The organism is [Acidovorax] ebreus TPSY (genome assembly GCF_000022305.1).
GTDB lineage: Bacteria > Pseudomonadota > Gammaproteobacteria > Burkholderiales > Burkholderiaceae_C > Diaphorobacter > Diaphorobacter nitroreducens.
Genome location: NC_011992.1, coordinates 1,173,648 through 1,190,057 on the forward strand (window position 1 = coordinate 1,173,648; position 16,410 = coordinate 1,190,057).

Below are 16,410 nucleotides of genomic sequence, written 5' to 3' on the forward strand. Positions count from 1 at the left end.
GTTAGCGCTTGATAGGTAAGCGCTAGAGGCTGCTTTGGCCTAAATCCTGCGCGGCCGCCGCGCCGTGCAGTACCGCGCCCTCCAACGTGGCGGGGTAGGGCCCTGCCACGTAGTCGCCGCAGGCCTGCAGGCCGGGCGCAATCACGCGCGGCGGGCGCGCCAGGGCGGGCGTGCAGGCAAAGGTGGCGCGCTTTTCCACCACCGTCTGCACCGCGCGCAGGCCGGGCAGGGCCAGGTCCTCGGCCGCCTGGGCCAGCACGTCGCGCTCCAGCGCGGCGCGCTCGCCCTCGAAGGCGCTGACCACGAACGCCAGCAGCCCGGCCGGGCCACCCAGCAGTGCGCGGTCGAAGACGAACTGCGCGGGCCGTTGCGCGCGCGCGCGCAGCGCCAGCATGGGGCGGGGCAGCAGCGGGGTGCGCGCTCCCGGCAGTTCGGCATACACGGTGGCGATGGCGCCAAAGCGCAGTGCCTGCGCACCGGCGGCCCAGGTCTGCAGGGCGGGACGCTGGGGCGCGGGCACGGCGGCTTCGGCCACCAGGCGGGCGGACTCGGTGCTGCTGGTGGCCAGCAGCACGGCGTCGAACGCGCAGCCGTCCACGCGCCAGCCGGCCTCGTCGCGTGCGAGTGCCTGCACGCGTTGGCCGCGGTGCACCGCGTGGCCGCGCTGCTGCAGCCACTGCGCGGCGGGCTCGGGGAACAGCGCGCCCAGGTCGGTGCGCGGCAGCAGCAGGTGGGAGCCGCCCCGGCCGGCGAACAGGCTGTCGTGCAGCACGCGCAGGAACACCTGGCCGCAGGAATCTTGCACGGGCGTGTTCAACGCCGACACGCACAGCGGCGCGATGAACTCGTCCACCAGCCGCTGCGGCAGGCCTGCGCACAAGTCCGCCACGCTGGTGCCCGGTGCACACCGAAACCCCGCCAGCCGCCAGCGTGCGGCGCGCGCCAGCAGGGCCGCACGCTCGCGCAGGCTCCAGCCGCGTGCGCGGGCGATGCCGGCCAGCGCATCCCAGGGCGGCGGGGCATCGGGCAGGGCCAGGCCGCTGCCGTCGGGGAACACCAGCGCCAGGGGTAGGCGCAGCAGGGCGGAGTCGGGCGTGACGCCCACGGCGCGCATCAGGCGCAGGCATTCGGCATAGGCGCCGATGAGGATGTGCTGGCCGTTGTCCAGCACCAGGGGCGAGCCGTCTGCGCGCTGGGCGGCCACGGCGCGCGCGCGCCCGCCCAGGGTGCGGCTGGCCTCGAACACGCTGACCGCGTGGCCCGCCTGGGCCGCATGCACGGCCGCGGCCATACCGGCCCAGCCGCCGCCGACGATGGCAACCTTCACATCATCCCCAGCGCCTGCACCTTCCAGGCCAGCCAGAACTTGCGCAGCGGCGTGAGGCTGGTGCGCTGGTGCAGTACCTGGAAGTTGTCGGCCTCGATCTCGCGCAGCAGCGTGCGGTAGATGCTGGCCATCATCAGGCCGGGCTTCTGCGCGCGCCGATCCACGTCGGGCAGCAGCGCCAGCGCCTGGTCGTAAAAGAGGTGCGCGCGCTCGGCCTGAAAGCGCATCAGCGCGGTGAAGCGCTCCGAATACTCGCGTTTGGTGATCTCGTGCGCCTTCACATCGAACTGCTGCAGCTCGGAAATGGGCAGGTAGATGCGCCCGCGCATGGCGTCCTCGCCCACGTCGCGGATGATGTTGGTGAGCTGGAACGCCAGGCCCAGCTTGTGCGCGTACTGCGTGGTGCGCTCATCTTGCTGGCCGAAGATGCGCGCCGCCACCTCGCCCACCACGCCGGCCACCAGGTGGCAGTAGCGCGCCAGGCCCGCGAAGTCCAGGTAGCGCGTCTGCTCCAGGTCCATCTGGCAGCCCTCGATCACGGCCAGCAGGTGGCGCTGTTCGATGCCGTAGGCGGCCGCATGCGGCATCAGCGCCTGCATCACCGGGTGGCTGGGCTGGCCGGCAAAGGCCTTGGCCACCTCGCCCTGCCACCAGGCCAGTTTGGCCTGGGCCACGCTGGCTTCGGAGACTTCGTCCACCACGTCGTCCACCTCGCGGCAAAAGGCGTAGAAGGCCGTGATGGCCGTACGCCGCTCGCGCGGCAGGAAGAGGAAAGCGTAGTAGAAGCTGCTGCCGGAGGCGGCGGCCTTTTGCTGGACGTACTGTTCAGGACTCATGGGGGCGTGATTCTCCCATGGCCCTGGGCGGGGCTCGCGGGGGAAACATGCGGGGCGCAGGGCCTGAGCGCTGCGCCGCCGCAACGTCACTGGCCAGACGTGGAAATGTCATGCCGCTGTCGTGGCGCCGGCCCACCATGCCTGTTCATGATGCGCGACGATGCCTTCCTGAACGCCTGGAAATCCTCCGCGGCCCGGCCGCCGGACGACCCGGCAGATGATGCATGCGACCCGGCGCGCCCCCCGCTGCGCTACCGCACGCTCTGGATCTCCGATCTGCACCTGGGCACGCCCGGCTGCCAGGCGCAGGCGCTGCTGGACTTTCTCAAGCACACCGAGTGCGAGACGCTGTTTCTGGTGGGCGACATCATCGACGGTTGGCAACTGCGCCGCCAGTGGTACTGGCCGCAGGCGCACAACGACGTGGTGCAGAAGCTGTTGCGCAAGGCCCGCAAGGGCACGCGCGTGATCTTCATCCCCGGCAACCATGACGAGTTTGCGCGCCGTTATGTGCAGCTCAACTTCGGCGGTGTTGCCGTCGCCGAGGACTGGGTGCACGAGACGGCTGACGGCCGCGCGCTGTGGGTGATCCATGGCGACCTGTTCGACGGCGTGATCCAGTGCGCCAAGTGGCTGGCCCATGTGGGCGACTCGCTCTACGAATTCACGCTCAAGCTCAACCGGCACCTGAACACCCTGCGCGCGCGCCTGGGGCTGCCGTACTGGTCGCTGTCCAAATATCTCAAGCTCAAGGTCAAGCGCGCCGTGAGCTACGTGGGCGACTTCGAGAACGCGGTGGCGCGCGAAGCGCGCAAGCGCGGCCTGCACGGCGTGGTGTGCGGGCACATCCACCATGCGGAGCTGCGCGACATCGACGGCATCCTGTATGCCAACGATGGCGACTGGGTGGAAAGCCTCAGCGCGCTGGCCGAGCACGCCGATGGTCGCCTGGAGATCTTGCACTGGGCGCAGCACATGCCCGTGCAGCGCAAGAGCGGCGCACAACTACCGCAACCCATTCCTGTCACTACCGATTGAAGTCCATGGCGCCTGAAGCTGCCCCGTTGGTCGAGCTGATCTATTTCAATGCCGGGGGCGGACACCGCACCTCCGCGCTGGCGCTGGAAGCGGCCATCGCCCGCGCCGGGCTGCCGTGGCAGGTGTGCCGCACCAATCTCTTCGAGGTGCTGGACCCGAACGCGCGCTTTCGCCAGTGGACGGGCATGGAACCGGAAGACGTCTACAACAAGCGCCTGGCCCGGGGCTGGACGCTGGGGCTGACGCACGAATTGCGCCTGCTGCAGGGCATGATCCGCTGGAACCACCAGCGGATCATGCAGTCGCTGCGCCGGCACTGGGCGGCACGCCGGCCGGCGATGGTGGTGTCGCTGGTGCCCAACTTCAACCGCGCCATGGCCGACGCGCTGGAGCAGGCCCTGCCAGGCGTGCCCTACGTCACGGTGATGACCGATCTGGCCGATTGCCCGCCCAGCTTCTGGATGGAGCCGCAAACCCAGCAGATCGTGGTCTGTGGCTCGCCTTATGCCGTGGACCAGGCGCGCGCTGCGGACTTTCCGCACCACCGCATCTGGGAGACCTCGGGCATGGTGCTGAGTGCGCAGTTCCATGCGCCGGTGGACCAGGATCGTGCCGCCGAGCGGGCGCGGCTGGGGCTGGACGAGCGTCCCGTGGGGCTGGTGCTGTTCGGCTCCGAGGGTTCCAGAGAGATGGTGACGATAGCCCGCCGCTTGACGGACACCCCGCTGATCCTGGCCTGCGGGCGCAACGCGGCCCTGGCGCAGGATCTGCGCGCGCTGCGCCGCAACGCGCCTACCGTGGTGCTCGAATACACGCGCGAGATGGCGCGCGTCATGCAGCTGGCGGACTTCTTCATCGGCAAGCCGGGCAGCGGCAGCCTGAGCGAGGCGGTGCACATGGGGCTGCCGCCCCTCGTCACGCGCAATGCGTGGACCATGCCGCAGGAGCGTTACTGCACGGAATGGGTGGGTGAGCAGGGCCTGGGACTGGTGTTGCCGAGCTTCCGGTCCATCGCATCGGGCGTGCAGGCCCTGCTGGCCGACCTGCCGCGCTACCAGGCCGCGACGCGGCGCATGCACAACCGTGCGGCGGCCGAAGTGCCGCAGGCGCTGGCGCAGATCCTGCGCCATGCGCAGGCCCGCGCCGAATGGGCCGGGCGCTGGGTGGCCTGAGGGTTGCACGCGCGCCGCGCGATGCGGTGATGGGGGGCCATTGACCCCCCGCGCGCTCGCGCTGCTGCAGCGGGTGGGGCGGCCCCTACATGCGCGCGGCGCGCGCCAGCATGCGGGGCCAGTCGAGCGTGCCCAGCCGCGGCCGCGTGAGCAGGCTGGCGCCATCCAGCGCCTGCACCTTGTCCAGAATGCGCAGACCGCCCTGCACGACCAGGCGCAGCTCCCACCCCACACGGCCGGGCAGCCGGTGTACCAGGGGGCTGCCCTGGAGCATGAGAGCGCGGGCCCAGGCGGCGCAGTCCAGCACCAGCCGGTCGCTGGCGGCGGAGCGGCGCTGCGCCGCGAGGTCCGCGCGCGCCACGCCATGGGCGGCGCAGTCGGCATCGGTGAGGTAGTGGCGCCCGCGGGGCAGGTCCACGCTCAGGTCCTGCCAGAAGTTGATGAGTTGCAGCGCGGTGCAGATGGCGTCGCTCTCGCGCAGTGCGTCCTGCCCGTGCACGCCGTACAGGTGCAGCAGCAGGCGCCCCACGGGGTTGGCCGAGCGGCGGCAGTAGTCCAGCAGCGCGGCGCGGTCGGCGTAGGTGGCGCCGGCCTCGGTCAGGGTGACGTCCTGCATGAAGGCGTCCAGCAGGTCGTCCAGCAGCGGCACGGGCAGCTGGTGGCTGCGCAACACCGCCTGCAGCGGCCCAAACACGGCGGCCCAGCGCGTCTGGGGGGAGTGCCCGGCCGCCACGGATTGAAGCTCGGCGCGGTAGGCACGCAGGTCGGCCAGGCGCTCGGCGGCGGTGGCCGTGCCCTCGTCGGCAATGTCGTCGGCCGTGCGCGCAAACGCGTAGATCGCGGCGATCGGCGGGCGCAGCCGTGGCGGGCACAGCAGCGAAGCCACGGGAAAGTTCTCGTAGTGCGTGACCGGCGGCGCCTCGGCGGGCGCGGTGCGCGGATCGCGCAGGGGGGCGGGGGACTCGGGATGCTTCACGCGGCCATTGTCGTGCTTGACAAGAGCGACCGGCCTCTCATAGATTACTAACCAGTCAGTCAGTAATTTGGCATACCGGATGTTTCCATGACCCACCCTGTCGCACAGCGCGCCGCGGGCCTGCCGGGCCCGTCTTCATTGCAACCCCGCCGCGGGGTTTTTTTGTGGCCGCCGCGTGGCGGCGTGGCGGGTGCTGCACTGGTGCTGGCCGTGGCTGCCTTGGCGCTGGCGGGATGTTCGCGCCGCGAGCCGGCGCCAGAGCCGGTGCGCGCGGTGAAACTGCTCACCGTGGGCGTGGCGCCCCTGCAGATGCATCTGGAGTACGCGGGCGAGGTGCGCGCGCGCGTGGAGTCGCGCCTGGGTTTTCGCGTGGCCGGCAAGATCGTGCAGCGCCAGGCCGAGCTGGGCCAGCGCGTGCAGGCCGGCCAGGTGTTGGCGCAGCTGGATCCGCGCGACTATGAGCTGGCTGCGCAGGCCGCGCGCGCCCAGGTGGCGTCCGCCACCACGCAGCGTGATTTGGCCGCGGCGGATTTCGAGCGCTTTTCCAAGCTGCGCGCGCAGAACTTCATCAGCGGGGCGGAGCTGGACCGCCGCCAGGCTCAGCTGAAGGCCGCGCAGGCTTCGCTGGACCAGGCGCGCGCGCAGCTCGCTTCCCAGGGCAACCAGACCGAGTACACACGCCTGGTGGCGGATGCGCCGGGGGTGGTGACGTCGGTTGACGCCGAGCCCGGCCAGGTGGTGTCTGCGGGCACGCCGGTGGTGCGCATTGCTCGCGACGGCCCGCGCGACGCGGTGTTCTCGGTGCCGGAGGACAAGGTGGGCCAGTTGCGCGTAGGGCAGGCCGTGCAGGTGCGCGCCTGGTCGGGCGACGCGCTGCTGCAGGGCCGGGTGCGCGAGGTGGCGGCCAGCGCCGATCCGGTGACGCGCACCTTCCTCGTGAAAGTGGCGGTGGAGGGCGCGGACGTGCCGCCGCTGGGCGCCACCGTGTATGTGGCGCCGCAGGTGCTGGCGCGGGGCGGTGTGCAGGCGATCAAGCTGCCCACCAGCGCCCTGCGCCAGGAGGGCGGCCAGACGGTGGTGTGGGTCTATGAGGCCAAGGACGGCAGTGCCACCGGCACCGTGCGCCTGCAGCCGGTGCAGATCGCCACGGCCGACGGCAACGAGGCCGTGATCGCCGCCGGCCTCACCCCCGGCATGCAGGTGGTGGCCACGGGTGTGCATGTGCTGGCTCCGGGACAGGTGGTGACGGTTTACAAGCCAAAAACGGCTCCAACGCCCGAAGGACAAGCGCTACCAGCTATTAATAATGAAGCGCCAGCGGCCTCCGCTGCCGCTCGCTGAGGAGCCACCCCATGCAGCAGACGCAGCCCAAGCAGGGCTTTAACCTGTCGCGCTGGGCGCTGGAACATGCCGCGCTCACGCGCTACCTGATGGTGGTGCTAATGGTGCTGGGCATCGCCGCGTACTTTCAGCTGGGGCAGGACGAAGACCCGCCCTTCACCTTCCGCGCCATGGTGGTGCGCACCTACTGGCCCGGCGCCACGGCGCAGCAGGTGGCCGAGCAGGTGACGGACAAGATCGAGCGCACCCTGCAGGAGGTGCCCTACGCCGACAAGATCCGCAGCTACAGCAAGCCGGGCGAGTCGCAGATCATCTTCGAGCTCAAGGACTCGTCCAAGCCGGCGGAGGTGGCCAACATCTGGTACCAGGTGCGCAAAAAGGTGGGTGACATGCGCTACCAGCTGCCGGGCAATATCCAGGGGCCGTTCTTCAACGACGAGTTCGGCGACGTGTACGGCGTGATCTACGCCCTGCAGGGTGAGGGCTTCAGCTATGCCGAGCTGAAGGACTTCGCCGACGACGTGCGCCAGCAGCTGCTGCGCGTGAAGGATGTGGCCAAGGTCGAGCAGTTCGGCGTGCAGGACGAGCGCGTCTGGGTCGAGGTCTCGCAAAAGCGTCTGGCGCAGCTGGGGCTGGACTTCAACGCGGTGTTGCAGCAGCTGGGTGCGCAGAATGCGGTGGAGAGCGCGGGCGCGATCCAGTCGCCACAGGACGTGGTGCAGGTGCGCGTGGGCGGGCAGTTCACCAGCGTGGAGCAGCTGCGTGACATGCCGATCCGCGGCGGCTCTGGAGCCCAGCTGCGCCTGGGCGACATCGCCGAGGTGCGAAGGGGCTATGTCGATCCGCCGGGGGTGAAGGTGCGCTTCCAGGGGCACGAGGTCATCGGCCTGGGCATCTCCATGGCCAAGGGTGGCGACATCATCCGGCTGGGCAAGGCGCTGCGCACTGCAGCGGCCGACATCCAGGCGCGGCTGCCGGCCGGCGTGCAATTGCACCAGGTGCAGGATCAGCCGGCGGCCGTGGCCGATTCGGTGGGCGAGTTCATCAAGGTGCTGATCGAGGCCGTGGTGATCGTGCTGGCGGTGAGCTTCATCTCGCTGGGGCTGCACAAGGGCGGGCGTTTTGGCTGGCACGTGGACTACCGGCCGGGGCTGGTGGTGGCGATCACCATCCCGCTGGTGCTGGCCGTGACCTTCCTGGCCATGCACTATTTGGGAATAGGGCTGCACAAGGTGTCGCTGGGGTCGCTCATCATCGCGCTGGGGCTGCTGGTGGACGACGCCATCATTGCCGTGGAGATGATGGTGCGCAAGATGGAGGAGGGCTACGACAAGGTGCGCGCGGCCACGTTTGCGTATGACGTGACGGCCAAGCCCATGCTCACCGGCACGCTCATCACGGCCGCGGGTTTCTTGCCCATCGGCATCGCCAAGTCGGTCACGGGCGAATACACCTTCGCGATCTTCGCGGTGACGGTGATTTCGCTGGTGCTGTCGTGGATCGTGTCGGTCTATTTCGTGCCCTACCTGGGCACGCTGCTGCTGAAGGTGAAGCCGCATGCGCCCGATGCGCCGCCGCCCGAGGTGTTCGACACGCCTTTCTACCACCGCTTCCGCCACATGGTGGACTGGTGCGTGGCGCACCGGTGGATCACCATCGCCGCCACCATCGGCATCTTTGCGCTGGGGCTGGTGGGCATGGGGCGCGTGCAGCAGCAGTTCTTTCCCGACTCCAGCCGGCCGGAAATCATGGTGGACCTGTGGTTCCCCGAGGGCACCTCCTTCGCAGCCAACGAGGCCGTGGTGCGCCGTGTAGAGCAGCGGCTGATGGAGCAGGAAGGCGTGGCCAGCGTGGCCGCGTGGGTGGGTTCGGGCACCCCGCGGTTTTACCTGCCGCTGGACCAGGTGTTCCCCCAGCCCAACGTATCGCAGTTCATCGTGCTGGCCAAGAGCCTGCCCGAGCGCGAGTCGCTGCGCCTGCGCCTGCCCCGGTTGTTGGCCGAGGAGGTCCCCGAGGCACGCGGCCGCGTGAAGCTGCTGCCCAACGGCCCGCCCGTGCCCTACCCGGTGCAGTTCCGCGTGGTGGGCAGCGACCCGGCCGTGCTGCGCGAGCGCGCCGACGAGGTGAAGGCGCTGATGCGCGGCAACGCCAACCTGATCGGCGTGAACGACAACTGGAACGAGTCGGTCAAGGTGGTTCGCCTGGAGGTGGACCAGGACAAGGCGCGCGCGCTGGGAGTGACCAGCCAGTCCATCGCCCAGGCTTCGCGCATCATGTTCAGCGGCTCCACGGTGGGGCAGTACCGCGAGGGCGACAAGCTCATTGAGATCGTGCTGCGCCAGGCGCAGGACGAGCGCGAGGCGATCTCCGACATCGGCAACGCCTACCTGCCCACGGCTTCGGGCCGCTCCATTCCGCTCACGCAGATCGCCAGGCCCGTGTTCACCTGGGAGCCGGGGGTGATGTGGCGCTGGAACCGCAACTACGCCATCACCGTGCAGGGCGACCTGGTGGAGGGGCTGCAGGGCGCCACCGTCACGGCGCAACTGCTGCCCGAGCTGCGCGCGCTGGAGGCCCGCTGGCAGGCGGCCGGTGAGAACGGCGTGCGCATCGAGGTCGCGGGTGCGGTGGAGGAGAGCAGCAAGGGCTCGGCCTCCATCGTGGCCGGCGTGCCCGTCATGCTGTTCATCGTGTTCACGCTGCTGATGCTGCAGCTGCACAGCTTCAGCCGCTCCGTGCTGGTGTTCCTCACCGGCCCGTTGGGGATTGCGGGGGTGGCGGCGGCGCTGCTGCTGCTGAACCGGCCCTTCGGCTTTGTGGCGCTGTTGGGGGTCATCGCTCTCATGGGCATGATCCAGCGCAATTCGGTGATCCTGATCGACCAGATCGAGCTCAACCGTGCGGCCGGCGTGCCCGCGTGGGACGCGATCGTGGCGGCAGCGGTGTGGCGCCTGCGGCCCATCGTGCTGACGGCGGCGGCGGCGGTGCTCGCCATGATCCCGCTGTCGCGCAGCGTGTTCTGGGGGCCTATGGCCGTGGCCATCATGGGTGGACTGGTCGTGGCCACGGTGCTCACGCTGCTGGCACTGCCCGCGATGTACGCCGCGTGGTTTCGTGTGCGGCGGCCCGATCCCGGAGCGCCGATAAACGATTCCATTTAAAGGCGGGCCGCAACAGGGTAAAATCTGCTGTTTGACCTATTTCACCGGGATGGCCTGCTGTGCCTGCCATCCGGGTGGCTTTCAGAACTGCGCGGGTGGCGAAATTGGTAGACGCACCAGGTTTAGGTCCTGACGCCAGCAATGGTGTGGGGGTTCGAGTCCCCCCCCGCGCACCAACGTGAGACTTTGGCGGAACGTGGTGCAGGCTTGCACTGCAAGTCGGCACGGTCCACATCCAGACACTAGGAACAACCATGGCCGTAACTGTTGAAACCCTTGAAAAGCTTGAGCGCAAGATCACGCTGAGCTTGCCCCTGACCACGATCCAGACCGAAGTGGACGCGCGCCTCAAGCGCCTGGCCCGTACGGTGAAGATGGATGGTTTCCGTCCCGGCAAGGTCCCCATGAGCGTAGTGGCTCAGCGTTACGGCTATTCGGTGCAATACGAAGTGCTGAACGACAAGGTGGGCGAGGCGTTTGCACAGGCCGCCAATGAAGCCAACCTGCGCGTGGCAGGCCAGCCGCGCATCACGGAGAAGGACGGCGCGCCTGAGGGCGAAGTGACTTTCGACGCCGTGTTCGAGGTGTTCCCCGAGGTCAAGATCGGCGATCTGTCCACCGCGGAAGTCGAGAAGCTCTCCGCCGAAGTGACCGACAGCGCCATCGACAAGACCGTGGACATCCTGCGCAAGCAGCGCCGTACCTTCGCGCAGCGTGCCCTGGCCGCTGCTGCAGAAGACGGCGATCGCGTGACGGTGGATTTCGAGGGCAAGATCGACGGCGAGCCCTTCCAGGGCGGCAAGGCCGAGGACTTCCAGTTCCTGGTGGGCGAGGGCCAGATGCTCAAGGAATTCGAAGACGCAGTGCGCGGCATGAAGTCGGGCGAGAGCAAGACCTTCCCCCTGGCCTTCCCCGAGGACTACCACGGCAAGGACGTGGCTGGCAAGACGGCCGACTTCATGGTGACCGTCAAGAAGATCGAAGCGGCCCACCTGCCCGAGGTGAATGAGCAACTGGCCAAGTCGCTCGGCATTGCCGACGGCACGGTGGAAGGCTTGCGCGCCGACATCAAGAAGAACCTGGAGCGCGAAGTCAAATTCCGCCTGCTGGCCCGCAACAAGCAAGCCGTGATGGACGCTCTGGTGTCCAAAGCGGAACTGGATCTGCCTAACGCCAGCGTGCAAGCTGAAATTGCCCGCCTGTTGGAAGCTGCACGCGCCGACCTCAAGCAGCGCGGCATCAAGGACGCCGACAAGGCCGAAATCCCCGAGGACGTGTTCCGCCCTCAGGCCGAGCGCCGCGTGCGCCTGGGCCTGGTGGTCGCCGAACTCGTGCGTGCCAATAACCTGCAGGCCAAGCCGGAGCAGCTGAAGGCCCACGTGGACGAGCTGGCTGCCAGCTACGAGAAGCCTGAGGACGTGGTGCGCTGGTACTTCAGCGACCGCAATCGCCTGGCTGAGGTGGAAGCCGTGGTCATCGAGAACAATGTGACCGACTTCGTGCTGGGCCAGGCCAAGGTGAACGACAAGGCCGTGTCCTTCGATGAACTGATGGGCCAGGCCTGAGTAGCTGGCCCTTGCCCCGGGCTTTGACCCAGGGGTGAGGACGAAACCCGGCGGGGCTTGTGCTTTGCGGCACAAGCCCCAATTCATTTCTGGGTACAGTATCCGCCTGACTGGAGAAACGTATGAGCGCATTGGAAACGCAAGCCCTGGGCATGATCCCCATGGTCATTGAGCAGTCCGGCCGCGGCGAGCGGTCCTACGACATTTATTCGCGCCTGTTGAAGGAGCGCGTGATCTTCCTGGTGGGTGAGGTCAATGACCAGACCGCCAACCTGGTGGTTGCGCAGCTGCTGTTCCTTGAGAGCGAGAACCCGGACAAGGATATTTCGTTCTACATCAACTCCCCGGGGGGGAGCGTGACGGCGGGCATGGCCATCTATGACACCATGCAGTTCATCAAGCCGGATGTGTCCACGCTGTGCTGCGGCTTTGCGGCGAGCATGGGGGCTTTCCTGCTGGCTGCAGGCGCCAAGGGCAAGCGCTATTCGCTGCCCAACTCCAAGATCATGATCCACCAGGTGCTGGGCGGCGCCCGCGGACAGGCGACGGATATCGAGATCCACGCCCGCGACATTTTGCGTACCAAAGATCAGATGAACCGCATCCTGGCGGAGCGCACGGGACAGCCCATTGAGAAGGTGAAGGCGGATACCGAGCGGGACTATTTCATGACCGCGGACGAAGCCAAGGATTACGGCATCGTGGACCAGGTCATCGCCAAGCGCCCCTGAGTTTGGGCCGGCGCGCGCGGCGTTTCCCCCTGTGGGAAACGCCGTTTTTATTTCGTTATCATCTTGACAACATCCCCAGTCATAAGGCATTGCCCCCATGGCCGAGAAAAAAGGCTCCTCCAGCGAAAAAACCCTTTACTGCTCTTTCTGCGGTAAAAGCCAGCACGAAGTAAAGAAGCTGATCGCCGGTCCGTCGGTCTTTATCTGCGACGAGTGCATTGACCTGTGCAACGAGATCATCCGTGATGAGCTGCCCACCGGCGATGCCGGACGCGAAGGCCGCGGAGATCTGCCTACGCCTGCGGAAATCAAGACCAACCTTGATCATTACGTGATTGGCCAGGAAAAGGCCAAACGTACGCTGGCCGTCGCCGTGTACAACCATTACAAGCGTCTGCGCCACAAGGACAAGGCCGGTAAGGACGAGGTGGAACTGTCCAAGAGCAACATCCTGTTGATCGGCCCTACGGGGTCGGGCAAGACGTTGCTTGCGCAGACCTTGGCGCGGCAGCTCGATGTGCCTTTCGTGATGGCTGACGCCACCACGCTGACGGAAGCCGGCTATGTTGGAGAGGACGTGGAGAACATCGTCCAGAAACTCCTGCAAAGCTGCAACTACGATGTGGAACGTGCCCAGCGGGGCATTGTCTACATCGACGAAATCGACAAAATTTCGCGCAAATCCGACAACCCCAGTATTACGCGGGATGTCTCAGGTGAAGGTGTGCAGCAAGCGCTGCTCAAGCTCATCGAGGGGACCATGGCGAGCGTGCCTCCACAAGGTGGACGCAAGCATCCCAATCAGGATTTTCTGCAGATCGATACCACCAACATTCTGTTCATTTGTGGTGGTGCGTTTGCTGGGCTGGAAAAGGTCATTGAGAACCGTACTGAAGCTTCCGGTATTGGCTTTGGCGCGGCAGTGCGTAGCAAAAAGCAGCGTTCTTTGACCGAGGTGTTTCAGGATATCGAGCCTGAGGATCTCATCAAATTCGGCCTGATTCCAGAGTTGGTGGGTCGCATGCCCGTGGTCACAGCGCTGGCCGAACTGAGCGAGGACGCGCTGGTGCAAATTCTCACCGAGCCCAAAAACGCCTTGGTCAAGCAGTACAGCAAGTTGCTGGCGATGGAAGGCGTTGAGCTGGAAATTCGTCCCGCTGCGTTGAAGTCCATCGCGCGAAAAGCCATCGCACGCAAGACGGGTGCCCGCGGCTTGCGCTCCATTCTTGAGCAAGCGTTGATTGGCACCATGTTTGACTTGCCCAACGTCTCCAACGTGGAAAAGGTGGTGGTGGACGAGGCCACCATCGAAGAGAACAAGGCCCCTTTGCTGGTTTATCGCGAGGCCGCCAAGACCGCCTGAAAGCCGTGAGCCGCCGGGAGCAGAGCGCGTGATTGATGCGCCCGGCGGGCCATGTCGCTAACACCTGGGTGCAGATGCTGCCGGGTTGAAAAATGTGGTCCATGGACCATATTCCATGGAACTACTAGAGGATTGCCCCATGTCCGGACACACACCCCTGCCCGATACGCCCCTGGATCTACCACTGTTGCCTTTGCGCGATGTGGTGGTTTTTCCTCATATGGTGATTCCCCTGTTTGTGGGGCGTCCCAAGAGCATCAAGGCGCTGGAAGCCGCCATGGATGCCGATCGACGAATCATGCTGGTTGCGCAAAAAGCAGCCGCCAAGGATGAACCGCAGGTTTCGGATATGTTCGAAGTCGGGTGCATATCCACCATCCTTCAGATGCTGAAGCTTCCCGATGGCACGGTGAAGGTGCTGGTGGAGGGGCAGCAGCGCGCCCACGTTCGCATGGTGCATGAATCGGACGTTCACTTCACGGCGACGGTTGAGCCCATGCAGGCGTCCGCCGAGGACGCCGCTTCGAGTGAAATTGAAGCGCTGCGCCGGGCGGTAATGCAGCAGTTTGATCAGTACGTCAAACTGAATAAAAAGATTCCTCCTGAGATTCTGACTTCCATTTCGGCTATCGATGATCCGGGGCGGCTGGCTGACACCATTGCCGCGCACTTGCCGCTCAAGCTGGAGAACAAGCAGGTTGTTCTCGACTTGGCAGGCGTCAAGCAGCGTCTGGAGAATCTGTTCGAGCAGTTGGACCGCGAAGTGGATATCCTCAATGTGGATAAGCGCATTCGCGGTCGCGTGAAGCGCCAGATGGAGAAAAACCAGCGGGACTTCTATCTCAACGAACAGGTCAAGGCGATCCAGAAGGAACTGGGCGAAGGCGAAGAAGGCGCGGATCTTGAGGAGATCGAGAAAAAGATCAAGGCCGCGCGCATGCCGGTCGAAGCGCGCAAGAAGGCGGAAGGCGAGCTGAAAAAGCTCAAGCTCATGTCTCCTATGTCTGCCGAAGCCACTGTGGTTCGCAACTACATTGATGTGCTCACGGGACTGCCCTGGAGCAAGAAGTCCAAGGTCAAGCACGACCTTGCCCATGCAGAGGCTGTGTTAAACGAGGACCACTATGGCCTGGAAAAGGTGAAAGACCGGATCCTGGAATATCTCGCCGTGCAGCAGCGGGTGGACAAGGTGAAGGCGCCCATCCTGTGCTTGGTCGGCCCACCGGGTGTGGGCAAGACTTCGCTCGGTCAGTCCATTGCAAAGGCAACGGGGCGCAAGTACGTGCGTATGGCGCTGGGGGGGATGCGTGACGAAGCAGAGATCCGGGGTCACCGTCGTACCTACATTGGGGCGATGCCAGGCAAGGTGTTGCAGAGCCTGGGCAAGGTGGGGGCGCGCAATCCGTTGTTCCTGCTCGATGAAATTGACAAACTAGGCATGGACTTTCGAGGTGACCCCTCGAGCGCGTTATTGGAAGTCCTCGATCCTGAGCAGAACCACAAGTTCGGCGACCACTATGTGGAGGTCGACTTCGACCTTTCCGATGTCATGTTTGTCGCGACTTCCAACTCGATGAACATCCCGCCGGCGCTACTTGATCGCATGGAGGTGATACGTCTTTCCGGATATACCGAGGACGAAAAAACCAACATTGCCATCAAATATTTGCTGCCCAAGCAGATGCAAAACAATGGCGTGAAAGACGCCGAGTTGCAGGTCACGGAATCCGCCGTACGGGACATCGTGCGCTACTACACGCGTGAAGCGGGCGTCCGTTCGCTAGAGCGCGAACTCTCCAAAATCTGCCGAAAAGTGGTCAAGGCAATCCAGCTCAAGAAGCTGACGGCTCCCGTGGAGGTGTCGGCGGACGACTTGCCTGAATACTTGGGAGTGCGCAAGTACACCTACGGTCGCGCGGAACAGCAGAACCAAGTGGGACAAGTGGTTGGCCTGGCATGGACCGAAGTCGGCGGGGATCTGCTCACGATCGAGGTCGCGACCATGCCCGGCAAAGGCAACATCCTTCGCACAGGATCGCTGGGCGATGTCATGAAGGAGTCGGTCGAAGCGGCCCGCACAGTAGTACGTAGCCGTGCGCGCTTACTTGGTATTCGCGATGAGGCGTTCGAGAAGCGAGATCTTCATATCCACGTGCCCGATGGTGCGACCCCTAAAGACGGTCCCAGCGCCGGCATTGCGATGACGACGGCGATCGTTTCTGCGCTGACCGGAATACCGGTCCGCGCAGATGTTGCGATGACGGGGGAGATCACACTGCGCGGAGAGGTCACAGCAATTGGTGGGCTCAAGGAAAAACTTTTAGCGGCATTGCGTGGAGGGATCAAGACGGTGCTGATTCCTGAAGAAAACGTAAAAGACCTCCAGGAAATTCCAGAGAACGTCAAGATGGGGCTGGAGATCATTGCTGTGAAGTGGATCGACAAGGTTCTGGAGATAGCACTCGAGCGCAAGCCTGTTGCATTGGCAGAGGACGACAGTGCCCAAACCGTGGCGGTGCCTGCCTCCGCCGATGTGTCGCGGGGCTCCGTGAAACATTGATGGAAAAATCTTTGCACTATTCTTGGAGCACGCGAAAAGTACTCTATAATTTCACTTATCGACGCTAAACATGCTACAGTGTGAGGCTTAGGTAAATGCGGGAATAGCTCAGTTGGTAGAGCGCAACCTTGCCAAGGTTGAGGTCGTCGGTTCGAGACCGATTTCCCGCTCCATATCCAGGAAAAGAGGAGGCAATGCTTCCGCTTTTCATCAAGGCGCAAGACCTGGCGCGGTAGCAAAGCGGTTATGCACCGGATTGCAAATCCGTTTAGCCCGGTTCGACTCCGGGCCGCGCCTCCAGATGGTGGTATGTAGAGGAGGCGCAAGCTTCTTCAAAGGG

General features: G+C 65.3%; 11 protein-coding genes and 3 tRNA genes. 11 read left to right on the top strand and 3 right to left on the bottom strand.

The window, feature by feature from the left end:
• Nucleotides 1-22: 22 nt before the first annotated feature.
• Both hpnE and hpnD read right to left on the bottom strand, forming a co-directional pair.
• Complete coding sequence (gene hpnE / locus DTPSY_RS05600; protein WP_041838804.1) at nt 23-1,327, bottom strand: hydroxysqualene dehydroxylase HpnE; 1,305 nt, start codon at nt 1,325-1,327, stop codon at nt 23-25.
• On the bottom strand, nt 1,324-2,163 hold the full coding sequence (gene hpnD, locus DTPSY_RS05605; RefSeq protein WP_015912817.1) for a presqualene diphosphate synthase HpnD: 840 nt from the start codon (nt 2,161-2,163) through the stop codon (nt 1,324-1,326). The genes hpnE and hpnD overlap by 4 nt, the downstream gene beginning before the upstream one ends.
• Nucleotides 2,164-2,310: 147 nt before the next feature.
• Between hpnD and DTPSY_RS05610 the strand changes: the two genes are divergently transcribed.
• Entirely contained in the window at nt 2,311-3,201 is an 891-nt protein-coding gene (locus DTPSY_RS05610) for a UDP-2,3-diacylglucosamine diphosphatase (protein WP_015912818.1), read from the top strand.
• Nucleotides 3,202-3,206: 5 nt separating this feature from the next.
• Nucleotides 3,207-4,373 (top strand): glycosyltransferase, encoded by a 1,167-nt coding sequence (locus tag DTPSY_RS05615; protein WP_015912819.1) that lies wholly within the window; start codon nt 3,207-3,209, stop codon nt 4,371-4,373.
• Nucleotides 4,374-4,458: 85 nt separating this feature from the next.
• On the opposite strand, the gene hpnC is transcribed toward DTPSY_RS05615, so the two are convergent.
• Entirely contained in the window at nt 4,459-5,349 is an 891-nt protein-coding gene (hpnC, locus tag DTPSY_RS05620; RefSeq protein ID WP_015912820.1) for a squalene synthase HpnC, read from the bottom strand.
• An 87-nt stretch (nt 5,350-5,436) separates the two neighbouring features.
• Between hpnC and DTPSY_RS05625 the strand changes: the two genes are divergently transcribed.
• The 9 genes from DTPSY_RS05625 (at nt 5,437) to DTPSY_RS05665 (ending at nt 16,370) form a co-directional block, all read left to right on the top strand.
• Nucleotides 5,437-6,690 (top strand): efflux RND transporter periplasmic adaptor subunit, encoded by a 1,254-nt coding sequence (locus DTPSY_RS05625; RefSeq protein WP_015912821.1) that lies wholly within the window; start codon nt 5,437-5,439, stop codon nt 6,688-6,690.
• A gap of 11 nt (nt 6,691-6,701) precedes the next feature.
• Nucleotides 6,702-9,851, top strand: a complete 3,150-nt coding sequence (locus DTPSY_RS05630) for an efflux RND transporter permease subunit (RefSeq protein ID WP_015912822.1) — start codon at nt 6,702-6,704, stop codon at nt 9,849-9,851.
• Between the two features lie 89 nt (nt 9,852-9,940).
• Nucleotides 9,941-10,027: transfer RNA gene (locus tag DTPSY_RS05635), tRNA-Leu, on the top strand.
• A gap of 78 nt (nt 10,028-10,105) precedes the next feature.
• Nucleotides 10,106-11,416, top strand: coding sequence for a trigger factor (gene tig / locus DTPSY_RS05640; RefSeq protein WP_011804640.1), 1,311 nt, complete (start codon nt 10,106-10,108; stop codon nt 11,414-11,416).
• A gap of 122 nt (nt 11,417-11,538) precedes the next feature.
• Nucleotides 11,539-12,147, top strand: a complete 609-nt coding sequence (gene clpP / locus DTPSY_RS05645) for an ATP-dependent Clp endopeptidase proteolytic subunit ClpP (protein ID WP_015912823.1) — start codon at nt 11,539-11,541, stop codon at nt 12,145-12,147.
• A gap of 97 nt (nt 12,148-12,244) precedes the next feature.
• Nucleotides 12,245-13,510, top strand: a complete 1,266-nt coding sequence (clpX, locus tag DTPSY_RS05650) for an ATP-dependent Clp protease ATP-binding subunit ClpX (protein WP_011804642.1) — start codon at nt 12,245-12,247, stop codon at nt 13,508-13,510.
• Nucleotides 13,511-13,649: 139 nt separating this feature from the next.
• A complete protein-coding gene (lon, locus tag DTPSY_RS05655) occupies nt 13,650-16,070 on the top strand; it encodes an endopeptidase La (RefSeq protein WP_015912824.1) in 2,421 nt (806 codons plus the stop codon).
• A 97-nt stretch (nt 16,071-16,167) separates the two neighbouring features.
• Nucleotides 16,168-16,243: transfer RNA gene (locus DTPSY_RS05660), tRNA-Gly, on the top strand.
• Nucleotides 16,244-16,296: 53 nt separating this feature from the next.
• Nucleotides 16,297-16,370 (top strand) — tRNA-Cys (locus tag DTPSY_RS05665).
• Nucleotides 16,371-16,410: the final 40 nt, after the last annotated feature.

What these genes read in the sequence shown, in the direction of transcription:
- hpnD (WP_015912817.1), bottom strand. Translation starts at nt 2,163, where the DNA reads ATGAGTCCTGAACAGTACGTCCAGCAAAAGGCCGCCGCCTCCGGCAGC.
- DTPSY_RS05610 (WP_015912818.1), top strand. Translation starts at nt 2,311, where the DNA reads ATGATGCGCGACGATGCCTTCCTGAACGCCTGGAAATCCTCCGCGGCC.
- DTPSY_RS05615 (WP_015912819.1), top strand. Translation starts at nt 3,207, where the DNA reads ATGGCGCCTGAAGCTGCCCCGTTGGTCGAGCTGATCTATTTCAATGCC.
- DTPSY_RS05625 (WP_015912821.1), top strand. Translation starts at nt 5,437, where the DNA reads ATGACCCACCCTGTCGCACAGCGCGCCGCGGGCCTGCCGGGCCCGTCT.
- DTPSY_RS05630 (WP_015912822.1), top strand. Translation starts at nt 6,702, where the DNA reads ATGCAGCAGACGCAGCCCAAGCAGGGCTTTAACCTGTCGCGCTGGGCG.
- tig (WP_011804640.1), top strand. Translation starts at nt 10,106, where the DNA reads ATGGCCGTAACTGTTGAAACCCTTGAAAAGCTTGAGCGCAAGATCACG.
- clpP (WP_015912823.1), top strand. Translation starts at nt 11,539, where the DNA reads ATGAGCGCATTGGAAACGCAAGCCCTGGGCATGATCCCCATGGTCATT.
- clpX (WP_011804642.1), top strand. Translation starts at nt 12,245, where the DNA reads ATGGCCGAGAAAAAAGGCTCCTCCAGCGAAAAAACCCTTTACTGCTCT.
- lon (WP_015912824.1), top strand. Translation starts at nt 13,650, where the DNA reads ATGTCCGGACACACACCCCTGCCCGATACGCCCCTGGATCTACCACTG.